Origin of the sequence: Pseudoalteromonas peptidolytica (assembly GCF_012641745.1) — a bacterium.
Taxonomy (GTDB): Bacteria; Pseudomonadota; Gammaproteobacteria; order Enterobacterales; family Alteromonadaceae; genus Pseudoalteromonas; species Pseudoalteromonas peptidolytica.
On sequence record NZ_WEHZ01000018.1, the window covers coordinates 97,876 to 111,172 of the forward strand.

Here is a 13,297-nt window from a genome sequence, read left to right on the forward strand (position 1 = left end):
AATTAGGGGACTCACTCTTCCACTTTCTTTGCAGTAGGAGAAGTCGGGCTTTTGCGTCTTAGCTGAGAGTCACTAATTAAGTTCCTTAAAGCTTGAAACTGTTTGATTATGGGAGAAAGGTCAATATCACAATACCTACACCAAACTTGAAAGTGATCCCACGGTATTCGACTCACACCATTTTCATAGTTTTCGTAGGTTTGGCGGCTAATACCTACAAGATCTGCCATTTGCTGCGTGGTTTTTTGGGCAGCAAGACGCATTCTTCTGAGGTCGTCACCGTTATATTTAAAATAGGGATTGCCCACCAATATAGTCCTTTCTTGTATGGGGGAGTATGCTCAATGCCACCCAAGTTACTTTTATGTGTAATCTTTGTTAACTGTAAATTGTAATCAATAAAAATGTTTCTGCAAGAGGAAATTAATTTGTGAGCAGATCTATTGGTTTTCATTTAGTTAATATAAAAATTGATTCGACAAGATTTTTTTGCAAGGCCTTTGATACTGTTTTATGACGTTAATAATAGTGTAACAACAGAGGATGATATGGACTATCTACGTCAATATAACGACCTGAATATTCTTTATGTGGCACTGAAAAAAGCAAGCCACAATGACCCGAAAACATCAGACACCACCGCGAAGTGGTTTTCACTGGTGGAAAGTACGTTATTTGAATTACAAGAACTGGCACACATGGAAAAAGCGTATATGCAGAAATCACGCTCAATGAATAATCTAGTTGAGCTGGTATATGCCAGTGCACCGAGTATGGAATAGCGCGATAAAGCACCGTTTGCAGTGGTAAGAGTGCCAATCAAGCTAGAGTATGGGTTGGCACTCTTTTTTATTGTTTATAGCTTTGCTACAACTCAAATGGTGCGACGCCTTTGGCTTCCATCATATAGCCGGTTTGCGCTATGTCGCCTTTCCATGTTGAAACTTTAATAATGCCACTGACTGTGATTGCATCATACAAGCTTTCGATGGGAACACCGTTTTTAATTTTGACATGCACAATTTGATTGGGCGGTGGCGGTGGCACATGAATACAAGCGCCAAAGTAAGGTACGAGTAAAAACTCGGTGATCACTTCGCTGTCACCTTCAAGTGGTACCACAAAGCCTGGTAAGCTTACTAGTTGACCGTCCAACTCTTTAACGACAGGGGCGTCTAAATCGGGCTGGATCCAGTTTTGTTCAGCGCCTTCATGGCTTGCCGCATCTTGATTACTAATTTGTACATGCCCTTTTGGAATTAAGTCTTCCCAAAACAGTTCTTTCGGTGGAGCTGCCTTTGCGGCACCACTGAGTATCATCGCTGTGATACATGCAATAAAATAAAAAACGTGAGTACGTGCGTTTAACTGCATTTTTTTCCTCTTAGGTTTTAATTTGCATGCCGTCGGCAAGCGAGTAAAAGTAAGCGCGGGCGGCGGGAATAGCGCCAATCAGTGTACCTGCGCCTATAATAACGCTAAGTAACGTGAGTTCATAGGCTGAGAGTGGGCTGAAACTGAGCACTACTCCAAATTGGCTTTGCAGAGCCGATTGTGCAGCAATGAGCAGAGCGTAGAAAAGTGCAACACCAAAAATACAACCTAACACAGTAATTAAAATTGCTTCGCTGACAAGCAGGGTAAAAATATGCCAAGGTCGCGCCCCAACGGAGCGCAGAATAGCCAACTCCCGACGCCTTTGGTTTAAGGTGGCCAATAGGGAGGTCAACATACCAAGTAAGCTTATCAATACAACTGCGAGCGTGATAAGTAGCAAAATTTTCTCGACAATATCTAGCATTGCCCATAATTCTCTTAATGTTACCCCTGGCATGATAGCGAGTAGAGGTTCATCTTTATATAAATTAATATTTCTGCGCACTTGTAAGGTATAAAGAGGTGACTCAAAGCCCAGTAAAAATGCCGTAATTTGTTTGGTTGAACCAATTAAATCACCAGGTGTTGAATTGAGGTTGTGAAGTAAGGCACTATTGTTTGTACTACCATGCTCATGCTCATGCTCATGCTCATGCTCATGCTCATGCTCATGCTCATGCTCATGCTCATGCTCATCGTCGTGGTTTGCGGTGTGCTGTGGTCGTGAAATCTGGCGCGATGTTTTGCTGTGTCCTGTGCTGTGCATCTTTTCTATTGCACTGAGTGGCACATGTAGCGTTTTATCTACCGGTGTGCCAGTTGCAGCCAAAATACCAGAAATAACCAGCGGGTTGTCATCGTGGTGATGGAAACTGGTGTTGCCCATCCCATGAGAAATAACAATTTTTTGTCCCAGCTTGTATCCTAGTTGCTTAGCAACTGTTGCCCCAAGCACCACTTCTTGAGGATTATGAAATGCGCGGCCAGCTTTAAAGGTAAGGTGCTGTTTTTTGCCGTATTGATAATGTTTGAAGTAATTGTCATCAGTGCCTAGTACAGCAAAGCCTTTGTGGCTGTCACCTAAGCTTATCGGAATGCTCCAAGCGACGCCACGTTGCGCCTTTATATATTCGTAGCTTTGCCATTGTACGGCATTGTTGGCATGGCCAATTCTAAATACGCTTGAAAGGAGCAATTGAATGTCACCAGTACGTGCACCTACAATTAAGTCGGTACCAGAAATGGTATTTGCAAAGCTAGACTTTGCGTCTTGGCGAACACGCTCTACTGCAAGCAGTAACATCACACTAATGGCAATGGTGACCAGAGTGAGGGCGACACTGGCTTTCCTATTTAGTGTACTTTTCCATGCAAGCTTAATTAGCATACTGAGCTCCTTGATTTAATTCACTCAGACTGAGCTGCCTATTAAATAAGGGAGCTAAACTCTTATCGTGGCTAACAAAGAGAATAGATGCGCTGTAAACGGCAGCTTGATTAAAGAGCAATTTGATAAAGCCATCACGGCTATCGGCATCGAGTGCCGAGGTTGGCTCATCAGCAATAATTATCTCGGGTCTACCGATAAAGGCGCGGGCTGCGGCTACTCGCTGTTGCTGGCCAATACTCAGCTCTGCGACACTGCGCTGTTGGGTATGTTCGTCAATCCCAAGCTCAGTGAGTAAAAGTTTGGCTTCTTGTTCAAGGGTTTTGCTTTGCGATGTGATACTTTGCTTACGCTTTTTGGAAAACTCACAGCCAAGGGTGACGTTCTCAATAGGAGATAAATAAGGCAATAAATTGAAGCTTTGAAAAATAGTACCAATATGGTCAGCTCTGAACTTATCACGTTGACTACGGCTAAGTGTGCTGGCTTTGGTGCCTGCTATCTCAATCATGCCTTGTTGGCAATCTAAAGTACCTGCAATCAAGCCAAGTAACGTGGATTTACCACTGCCACTTGGGCCATGTAAAAACACGTGTTCTCCTCGGGCGATATTAAGCATAGGTATATTTAATACCGGCTTGCTCGCTGTAGGCCAAGTAAACTGTAAGTGTGTAATGGTGAGCATAATGTCTCTGTACTGGCAAACAATAGTGTGATGGTATAACAGCCGTCTGCAAAGCAAAACCCCGTTAAGCCCAACAACAAGGATGCAAGTTAAATTGTGATTTTTGTTCAGCTCGACTATTATAGCGCCCCTAACCCCCTCATTATTTTGTGCCCTTTAGCAAGGCACATCCTGTCATCGGAGTAACAATGAGTAGCTACAAAGTTTTAGACGTCAATGACGATCTTCCAATTCGCACTAAAGGTGCGGTTCACAGCGGTAAAGTACGTTCAGTTTATTGGTTAACCGACGCCGACAGTGCGCGTTTAATTGAAGAAAAAGGCTATGATGTTCCGGCTGGCACAGAGTTGGCAATCATGGTGATCTCAGATCGTATTTCAGCATTTGATTGTATCTGGCAAGGCGAAAATGGCCTTAATGGTGTCCCAGGTAAAGGGATTGCGCTCAATAGTGTTGCGGCGCATTGGTTCTCCTTATTTAATGAAGCGGGCCTTGCGGGTAACCATATTGTCGATATTCCACATCCTTATGTTTGGATTGTACGTAAAGCCAGTACAGTCAGAGTTGAGGCGATAGCGCGCCGATATATTACTGGCAGCATGTGGCGTGACTATGCCAAAGGAGTTCGGTCGTTTTGTGGCTTGCAGCTACCTGAAGGCTTAGAAGCCAATCAGAAGCTGGATGATGTTTTGATTACACCGTCAACGAAAGGGATCATCAAAGGAGTCGCTGATGTACCGGAAGTGGATGACGTGAATATTTCTCGTCAAAACATTGAAGATAACCTTAGTGCATTTAACTTCAAATCAGCCGCTGATGTGGATAAGTACGAACAGTTGCTCACTGAAGGCTTTACTCTGATCAGCAACGAGCTGGAAAAGCTTGATCAGATCTTTGTCGATACCAAGTTCGAGTTTGGCTATGTTGAAGACAAAGACGGCCAAGCGCGCTTAATTTATATCGACGAAGTTGGTACGCCTGACTCATCTCGCATTTGGGATGGGCCTGCTTACCGTGATGGTAAGATAGTTGAAAACTCAAAAGAAGGGTTCCGCCAACTCCTGATAAACAATGTGCCTGACAGCGATGTATTACTAAATAAAGATCGTATGCCAGAGCGTGAAGCACTTGCCCGTGATTATTTATTGCCAGAAGCGGTAATGATGTCTGTGAGCGAAACGTATGTGGGTATTGCCAGTAAAATTGTTGGTCGTGAGTTAGTTATTCCAACTGATCCACGTCAAGAAGTCATTGATATTCTTGATAAGCACTACGGTCTTATCAAATAACTTCCACACACCAATTTGTTTGCCTTAATAACAAGTTTATTAAGGCAATATTCTTATTTGCTTGCTTTTCGAGGCAAGGTCTCTTTTACTTAACCTAATTATTACGGTTAATAGAGCTGCTGATGCGAGCCTTTCTTTTGCCTCAATTTTGGCTGTTGCTGCAATGCGCTTCAAGTCATTTGAATTAAAGTTATGCACTGGCACACCAAATCAACCGCTTATGTTTGAAAAAGCAGGAATAGTAGTGTTAGGTTGTAATATCCATGATTCAATGGTGGGCTATATTTATGTCGCTGAACAGCCGGTATTGATAACGGATGCACAAGGCTTGGTTAATTTACCAGACAATATTGATACCGTGATGGTATGGCATCCTTATCAAACTAAAGACATCGATAAAAAACAAACTGTTCAGATCGAAAGCAAAAATAGTCAGATATCGATAACAATTGAAATAACCACTCCAGCGCCACGCAATACGTTTGGGGCGCGCTTCGGGCAGCATGAATGAACAATAGTTTTAAACATAAAATAATCAGTCTATGTATTGCGCTTATTTTGTTAACCGCAGGAATAAGCTTGGCAAGTTTTTGGTGGTCTACAAGTAAATTTAATGAAGCTCAAGTACAACGAAAAATCCAAGTCGCACAAAATGTGTATCAACAGTACTTGAAAGCAAGAGAGCGCCTGCTGGTTACTGCTGCGACGGTACTGACAGCTGACTTTGGTTTTAAGCAGGCTGTTGCAACACGAGATGCACAAACAATAAGTAGCGTATTACTCAATCACTCCCGCAGAATAGACGCTGATCTGATGCTGTTGCTAGATGTTAATGGTGATCTTATCTCTGCAAATGCTCAAGGTATAGAGGTACCAAGCGATATTCGCACTTGGATGCAAGTACTGAAAAATCATCAAGATCACTCCGCTTTCGTAGTGTTGAGTGAGCAGCTTTATCAAGTCATCATTTTACCTGTTCGTGCGCCAAGAACGATCGCATATTCAGTAATAGGGTTTGAAGTTGGTAAATCTGTTGCTGAGGAATTAAAAGAACTCACAGGTATGGAGAGTAGTTTTGTTGGTGCGACTGACAAGTTAAAAGCCAGCTCTATTGTTGATTTGTCTCTCGGAAGTGATCTCTTTGCTTTTCTTGAGTCGCAAAAAACAACTCGATGGATTGGTGAGTATGCGGTTTATAAAAGCGCCGAAGTGAACTTACCGTCACTGGAGAGTAACCCCATTAGCCTAGTGTTAAGTGCAGACTTAACGACGCAATATCAAGAGTTCGATAAAATGGTTTTTACCATTATTTTGCTTTCGACAGCTACTATTTTACTCGGCTTTATTACCAGCGGTATTGTTGCAAAAAACCTTACTACACCACTTAGTAAGCTAACTGAGCTTGCTAAGCGATTTGCTAAAGGCGACTACTCAGCCAAGCTAGAAGAGTCTCGTCCAACACAAGAGATATGCCAGTTGGTTGATGCCTTTAATGAGATGGGTGAAGATATTCAAGAGCGCGAAGAGCAAATTCGATTCCAAGCAAGTCATGACTACCTAACCGGCTTTTATAATCGCAATGCCGCATTGGATAAGTTACATAAAGTACTTGCAGGTGGTACTGAATATTATTTTATCGCCATAGACATAAAAGGGCTACGTCATATTAATGACAAGTTAGGGCCTCGTGTTGGAGACGATTGTATCAAAGCCGTAGCGCAGCGCATTGCAGAGATAAATGCTTCTGACACAGGGTTGAATGTGCGTTTAGGAGGCGATGAGTTTTTAGTTGCCCATCAAGCGCAAGCGTGTGAAGACCCACAGCAAGCTGTATTAGGTATTGTGCAGTGTGCACAGCGGTTAAATCAAGACTTGAGTCAGCCCTATATGGTACAAGGACTGGATATTTCTCTTCGCTTTAGTATTGGCGTAGTGCATTATCCCAAACAAGCACATACCCCAGAAGATGTAGTGCGTCGTGCCTTAATTGCGGTAGATACAGCAGCACATGATGGTCATGAAGTTTACTATTATCAGTCAGGTGAGGATGAAGCTCACCTAGAGCGGTTGCAAATCATTGACGAGTTGAGACAAGCAATCAACAGTGATGATGGTCAATTGTTTATGACATATCAGCCAAAACTCAATATGAAAAGCAATCGCATTGATAAAGTTGAAGCACTGATCCGGTGGCAGCGTAACAATGGTGAATGGGTATCTCCCGAACTGTTTATTGATTTGGCCGAGCAGTCGGGGCTAATTGTAGATTTGACCCAGTGGGTACTCAATACAGTAATAGCACAGGTTTCTAATTGGAGCAGACAAGGAGAGCAGATAAAAGCAGCCATCAATGTGTCGGCTCAAGACATTATCGATAAAGATTTTCTACCACATCTACAATCATTGCTACAGCGTCATAAGGTGCAGCCTGAGCTTATCACTATTGAGCTGACAGAGCGTGACATGATAGAAAACGAAGAAAAGGGCATTTCGGTTTTGCAAGCGCTTAAACATTTAGGCGTGCAGGTTTCACTTGATGATTACGGTGTTGGCCAAACCTCTCTAGGGCGACTTAAAATGTTGCCAATAGACGAGTTGAAACTCGATAAGGTGTTTATTTTAAAATTGGCACAGTCTGAAAAAGACCAATTTATCGTAAACTCAACAATTACGCTTGGACATCAACTTGGATTTAGCGTAGTAGCAGAGGGAGTCGAAGACAAAGCATCACTTGAACTGTTAGCGGATATGCAGTGTGATTACGCACAGGGGTATTATTTAAGTAAACCGCTTAAAGCTGACGACTTTGACTTATGGCTAGGAAAGTATCATGACGTGGGGTGAGCTTGCCATTATCACCTTGTTATTTGGGACACCAGCCTATGGTAAGGAGGATAAGCTGTAGGCCACTCTTGCTGGCTACGCTTTAAAAGATACGGAGTGAGCCTGTGGGTTTTATAGTAGAGCGAGTTTGAGAAGCTACCAGCTCGATTAGTGGAGCTTCGGCCAATATCTTCAATCGAGTGGAGTTAAGTTTTGCCCGAGAAACTTCGATGTTGACGCCCTTAACCTAGATATTCAGCAAAAAAGCTGAATTCTTTAGGGGATTTCTGTACTCTTAATGGTATTAATCCAAAGTATAGTCATAGCCTATACGCATAATACCAATTCACTTAACTAAGATAATTGGTATAACTTGTAGAAGAGAGTTAGTTTGAAAAAAGTCATCACATTCGGCACCTTTGATATTTTCCACGTTGGCCATGTAAACATTCTAGAACGTGCACGTGCGCTTGGTGATTACCTTATTGTCGGGATTTCATCAGATGAGTTGAATTTCTCTAAAAAAGGTAGAAACCCAGTTTACTCTATTGCTGAACGCTTAAAAATAATCAGCTCTTTACGGTTTGTTGATGAAGTGTTTGTTGAGGAGTCTTTGGAGTTAAAAGCGCAGTATCTACGAGACTTTGATGCTGATGTACTGGTAATGGGCGATGACTGGAAGGGGAAGTTTGATATTTATAAGGATATTTGTGATGTAGTGTATCTAGAGCGCACCCCTTCTATATCAACAACCGAGATTATTGAAGTGGTACGTCAGCCTAGGGACAACTAATCATGAAACATGCGGTGGATGTAACTTGGCTTTTTGCTAATTTAGCGCGCGTAAAGGTACTTGATGCGGGCATCGTTAAACCCGGTCAGCAGGGGCCATACCAACCACACGTAAAGATCCAAGGTGCGCTACGGTTTGATATTAGTGGTGCACTGTGTGCCGAACAAGCTAAAACGCCGAATATGTGCTGTAGTGCCGCTCAGTTTCAGGCAGAAATGCGCCAGCTTGGCATTAACCATGATGATGTGCTGGTGGTGTACGATGATAAAGGCATGTTTAGTGCGGCAAGAGCATGGTATATGCTCAAAAAAATGGGGCATGAGCAAGTTTTTGTACTAGATGGCGGACTTCCTGCTTGGTGTGAAAAGCAGTATCCAACCTGCCAATCCTACCTGATGCCAGCGATAGCTGGAGACTTTGTCGCAAACTTCGATGATAGTGCATTTATTGATAAAGATGCTGTGATTGCCAATATACCATCACAACAAAGCCTATTGATTGACGCCAGAGGCGCGAAGCGATTTTCTGGAGATGAGCCGGAGCCCCGTGCAGATATGCGCAGCGGTCATGTCCCTAAAAGTAAAAACCTACCATACACGCGTTTATTAAACGCCGATGGCTGCTTTAAACCACTCACTGAGCTTGAAGTGTTATATGGCGACTTATCAAAAAATAAGACTAAGCCTCTGATATTCTCTTGTGGTTCAGGTGTTACAGCTTGTATTTTAGCGCTGGTGGCTGACGAGCTAGGTTACCAACAGTTGACGGTATATGACGGCTCGTGGAGTGAATGGGGCGCTGATCCCGATGTCCCAGTTGAAACAGGCGAAAGTACTAGTTATACCAATTTGACTTAATACTTGCTCAATTTGAAGGAGTAAATCTGACGCTAACAGCGTTAAAAATTTCTCATTTAGAACAACTAAATAGCAAAATTTTTGCCTAGTTATCGACAAGATTTTCCCGCCTCAAAATAGACCACTTAATTAAGCAAATTGGTATTAACCTAAACTGGATATCACGTCTGATGAGAGTGATGTTACACTTTTGAGCTGGAAAAATGTCACCTCATGTAGGGTGGGGTCGTTGGTTGAAAAAGGGCACCACTACATGGCCCCTTTTTCGTTCTCAATTACTTGTGATAAGCAAGGCAAGCTTCAACTTCGTTCTTCGATCCTAAAATAACACCAACGCGCTGGTGTATTTCTTCAGGCTGAATATCCAAAATACGCTCACGGCCAGTGTGTGCAATACCACCAGCTTGCTCGACAAGCATCGCCATTGGGTTTGCTTCGTAAAGCAGGCGAAGTTTAAACGGTTTGTTAGGGTCTTTACGATCTTCTGGGTAAGTGAATAAGCCACCACGGCATAATACACGGTGAACATCTCCTACCATTGCTGCTATCCAGCGCATATTGAAGTTTTTACCGCGAGGCCCGGTTTCTCCTGCAAGCAAATCCTCGATGTAGTTTTGCATAGGAGGTGTCCAATGGCGCTGATTGGAAGCGTTAATGGCAAACTCTTTTGTGTCCTCTGGTATCTCAGCGAAGTCTTGCGTTAACAAGAAGCTTCCGTGAGTCTTATCTAGCGTGAATAGGCGTGTGCCTTTACCTGTGGAAAGCGCTAGCATTGTCGATGGCCCGTACAATACGTAGCCCGCTGCGACTTGTTTATGGCCAGGCTGCATGAAAATCGCAGGATCGCTTGGATCAGAACCCTCTGGCGCTTCCATAATTGAGAAAATTGTACCAACTAGTGAATTAATGTCAGTATTTGAAGAGCCGTCGAGCGGGTCAAAGGCAACAATATACTTAGCGTTAGGATCACCTGCCACCGTGAAGTCTTCTTCTTCAGAGGCAATGGCTTTCACATATCCAGACTCAAGCAAAATATCTTTTAAGAGTTGGTTGGACAGTACATCGAGTTTCTTTTGGGTTTCACCTTGAATATTTTCATCAAGGGTAGAGCCAAGTACGCCTGAGAGTGCACCTTGACCAACTCGGAACGATATTTCTTTACATGCCGCGAGAATGGTACGGATAAGAGATACCAACTCACGAGAACAACCATCTTCTACTAACACCGGAGGGAGTCTACGCATTTTTTAAGTCCTGATTACTTTGTGTTTATAGCAATAAATAATGTGAGAGGTGCTATAAACTGCGCTGTAATTCGTCTTGAAAGGCTGTAAATTGTATACGATTTCAGATACAACTGGGGTTAAGCCTCAAAACCATAAATAACAAAGAGCAGCCATGAGCAAAATAAAGTACTTCACTCACACTGTGTCGGCTTTGTTGTTGTGTATGATAACTCATGCACACGCAGCAATTAAGCCTATAGATGAATTTACTGCCAGTTTTAACCATCACCCCGGTTTTTACGCCTTTTACAGTGACGCTTCAAGCGGCAAGTTATATTTAGACATCGACAAGTTTGATGCACCCTTCTTACTACAGCATAGCTTACCCTACGGCATTGGTTCTAATGATATTGGTTTAGATAGAGGCCAGTTAGGTGGCACCCACCTTGTTCAGTTTGAACGCTTTGGTGATAAAGTCATGCTTCGTGCGATAAATACGTATTATCGTGCTAGTGCCACTAATGAAGCGGAAAAACAAAGTGTGAAAGAGGCCTTTGCCTCAAGCATACTGCATGGGTTTAAAGTCGTCGCTGAGGATAGCGACAGTGTGCTGATAGACTATACCCCTTATTTACTTAGTGATGTGCATGGGGTTTCTCGTACGCTTGCTAGGCGAAACCAAGGCACGTTTACTCTAGACAGCAGCCGCAGCGCAGTATTTATGCCACGCTCAAAGGCATTTATAAAAAATACGGAACTGGAGGCTGTGCTGACTTTTACAGGTAATAAGCCTGGAGAGTATGTTCGTCAAGTCAGTGCAGATCCTCACGCGCTCACAGTACATCAACACCACTCTTTGATTGAGCTTCCCGATGACAATTATCAGCCGCGGGCATTTCATCCGCAATCGGGTTACTGGAGCATTGAGCATAAAGATTATTCTGCACCACTTGGAGAGTCGATGCTAGTGCGCTACATTCCGCGCCATCGTTTAGAGAAAAAAGATCCAACTGCGCCAGTATCAGAAGCGGTAAAACCAATCGTATATTACCTAGACCCAGGCGTACCTGAGCCGGTGAGAACCGCATTACTTGATGGTGCAAAGTGGTGGGATCAAGCATTTGAAGCTGCGGGCTATAAAAATGCTTTTCAGGTCAAAATTTTACCTGAGCATGCTGATCCCATGGATATTCGCTACAACGTGATCCAGTGGGTGCATCGTGCGACGCGAGGCTGGTCATACGGCGCATCGGTGATCGACCCACGTACCGGTGAAATTTTAAAAGGGCATGTCACGCTAGGCTCGTTGCGTGTGCGTCAAGATATCCTTATTGCAGAGGCTCTTTCTGCGCCGTTTGTTGAAGGAAATGAGACCACCGAGCGGTTACATGCGATGGCACTGGAGCGTATCCGTCAACTCAGTGCCCACGAAATAGGCCACACTTTGGGGATTGCGCACAATTTCTCTGCATCGGTAAAAAACCGAGCATCTGTGATGGATTACCCTCATCCACTGGTAAGTTTTGAAAATGGCAAATTAGATGTGACCCAGGGCTATGCCAAAGGAATGGGCGCATGGGACACGCAGGTTATTAAATATGGTTACAGTGACTTTCGCGGTGCCGATGAGGCCACTGAGCTTGCTGCCATCCTAGCTGAAAATAAAGCGCTGGAGCTGGCGTTTATTTCGGACTCAGATGCCAGAGCCCAAGGCGGTGCACACCCCACAGCTCACCTTTGGGATAATGGCGCAGATCCTGCTGCTGAGCTACGGCGAGTACTAGAGGTACGTCAACAAGCCTTGGATACTTTTGGAATTAACAGCATTAAAAAAGGAGTTGCGCTGTCACAGTTAGAAGAAAGACTCGTGCCGCTTTATTTATTCCATCGCTATCAAGTTGAAGCTGCGGTTAAACTTATCGCGGGGGTAGACTATGACTATGAAGTACGTGGTGAAGAGGTAATAAAAGGAGCGCAAGTCGTTGACAAGGCACGGCAACAAAGTGCAACAAACGCACTATTGGACACGCTTTCACCTGATACCTTGGCTATCGCGGAGTCGATTTTAGCTTTGATCCCACCCAAAGCTTATGGAGAATATAAAACTCGCGAGAGTATCAAAGGTCGCACAGGGCTAACCCTAGATGCCATGGCGCTTCCAGAGGTTGCTGCACAGCATAGTCTAGATTTATTGTTACATCCTCAACGTTTAAACCGCCTCGCACAACAACATGCGCGCGACCCTGAATCTTTTGGCACACAGGCGCTACTAGATTCAATGTATACACGCGTATTTGAGCAATCAGAGAGTGCAGGTATGAGACAAAAACTAAAGCAAAGGGTGCAATATCTAAGCGCGGTGAAACTGGTGACACTGAGTCAAAGTGATAAGGTCGCTCCTGAAGTGCAAGCGCAACTAAAGTTTTATTTAGCAAAAATAGCGAACGCGTTTAGCCACTCATCGGTGTTTAACGACGTATCATTTGATAAGGCGTTCAGGCATATGCTGGCTGAGCAAATAAACCAGTATCTACGTTCTGGTGAATGGAGCGGGCACTTTAAAACACTCGATATGCCACCAGGCTCACCAATCTAATATACAACCTTCATCATAGGTGGTTTTCACTTTGCTTGAACTTGGATTAATAACATGCTCTTTAGTCGTTGTTTGTTTGAGTTCAAGCCTTACTGCTTGAATATAGAACTGTGCACTTTTTTAGTGTTATTGAAAGCCCCGAATTCAGATAATAAGTGCACCACTCATGGTTAATCGGTGAGGAGAGATCAACTGCCTGTTGGTGGTACTCTGTAATCGCCAAAAAACAAGAGTAGTTACCATGAGTTACAAGCAGTTGATCGA

The 13,297-nt window shown here is 43.6% G+C and carries 12 protein-coding genes; 7 read left to right on the forward strand and 5 right to left on the reverse strand.

Annotated elements, in window-relative coordinates:
- Positions 1-11: 11 nt before the first annotated feature.
- On the reverse strand, positions 12-329 hold the full coding sequence (locus tag F9Y84_RS13135) for a helix-turn-helix domain-containing protein (RefSeq protein ID WP_125253767.1): 318 nt from the start codon (positions 327-329) through the stop codon (positions 12-14).
- Between the two features lie 219 nt (positions 330-548).
- Here F9Y84_RS13135 and F9Y84_RS13140 point away from each other — a divergent pair, with 219 nt between their 5' ends.
- On the forward strand, positions 549-782 hold the full coding sequence (locus F9Y84_RS13140) for a hypothetical protein (protein ID WP_147390871.1): 234 nt from the start codon (positions 549-551) through the stop codon (positions 780-782).
- Between the two features lie 85 nt (positions 783-867).
- On the opposite strand, the gene F9Y84_RS13145 is transcribed toward F9Y84_RS13140, so the two are convergent.
- The 3 genes from F9Y84_RS13145 to F9Y84_RS13155 all read right to left on the reverse strand — a co-directional run bounded on the left by F9Y84_RS13145 (position 868) and on the right by F9Y84_RS13155 (position 3,449).
- Positions 868-1,320: a DUF3299 domain-containing protein gene (locus tag F9Y84_RS13145; RefSeq protein WP_373865594.1), complete on the reverse strand. Its 453-nt coding sequence runs from the start codon at positions 1,318-1,320 to the stop codon at positions 868-870.
- A 64-nt stretch (positions 1,321-1,384) separates the two neighbouring features.
- A complete protein-coding gene (locus F9Y84_RS13150; protein WP_147390872.1) occupies positions 1,385-2,764 on the reverse strand; it encodes an ABC transporter permease in 1,380 nt (459 codons plus the stop codon).
- A complete protein-coding gene (locus tag F9Y84_RS13155) occupies positions 2,754-3,449 on the reverse strand; it encodes an ABC transporter ATP-binding protein (protein WP_147390873.1) in 696 nt (231 codons plus the stop codon). Before F9Y84_RS13155 ends, F9Y84_RS13150 begins: the two co-directional genes overlap by 11 nt.
- 188 nt (positions 3,450-3,637) lie before the next feature.
- On the opposite strand from F9Y84_RS13155, the gene F9Y84_RS13160 reads away from it, so the two are divergent.
- The 5 genes from F9Y84_RS13160 (at position 3,638) to F9Y84_RS13180 (ending at position 9,211) form a co-directional block, all read left to right on the forward strand.
- Positions 3,638-4,738: a phosphoribosylaminoimidazolesuccinocarboxamide synthase gene (locus F9Y84_RS13160; RefSeq protein WP_125253772.1), complete on the forward strand. Its 1,101-nt coding sequence runs from the start codon at positions 3,638-3,640 to the stop codon at positions 4,736-4,738.
- Positions 4,739-4,901: 163 nt separating this feature from the next.
- Positions 4,902-5,249: a cupredoxin domain-containing protein gene (locus tag F9Y84_RS13165; RefSeq protein WP_192503245.1), complete on the forward strand. Its 348-nt coding sequence runs from the start codon at positions 4,902-4,904 to the stop codon at positions 5,247-5,249.
- Positions 5,246-7,582 (forward strand): bifunctional diguanylate cyclase/phosphodiesterase, encoded by a 2,337-nt coding sequence (locus F9Y84_RS13170; RefSeq protein WP_147390875.1) that lies wholly within the window; start codon positions 5,246-5,248, stop codon positions 7,580-7,582. The genes F9Y84_RS13165 and F9Y84_RS13170 overlap by 4 nt, the downstream gene beginning before the upstream one ends.
- Positions 7,583-7,952: 370 nt before the next feature.
- Entirely contained in the window at positions 7,953-8,354 is a 402-nt protein-coding gene (locus F9Y84_RS13175; RefSeq protein ID WP_128732025.1) for an FAD synthase family protein, read from the forward strand.
- Between the two features lie 2 nt (positions 8,355-8,356).
- Positions 8,357-9,211: a sulfurtransferase gene (locus F9Y84_RS13180; protein ID WP_168756764.1), complete on the forward strand. Its 855-nt coding sequence runs from the start codon at positions 8,357-8,359 to the stop codon at positions 9,209-9,211.
- Between the two features lie 275 nt (positions 9,212-9,486).
- On the opposite strand, the gene F9Y84_RS13185 is transcribed toward F9Y84_RS13180, so the two are convergent.
- Complete coding sequence (locus F9Y84_RS13185) at positions 9,487-10,455, reverse strand: class 1 fructose-bisphosphatase (RefSeq protein ID WP_147391425.1); 969 nt, start codon at positions 10,453-10,455, stop codon at positions 9,487-9,489.
- A 154-nt stretch (positions 10,456-10,609) separates the two neighbouring features.
- On the opposite strand from F9Y84_RS13185, the gene F9Y84_RS13190 reads away from it, so the two are divergent.
- A complete protein-coding gene (locus F9Y84_RS13190) occupies positions 10,610-13,033 on the forward strand; it encodes a zinc-dependent metalloprotease (protein ID WP_147391426.1) in 2,424 nt (807 codons plus the stop codon).
- Positions 13,034-13,297: the final 264 nt, after the last annotated feature.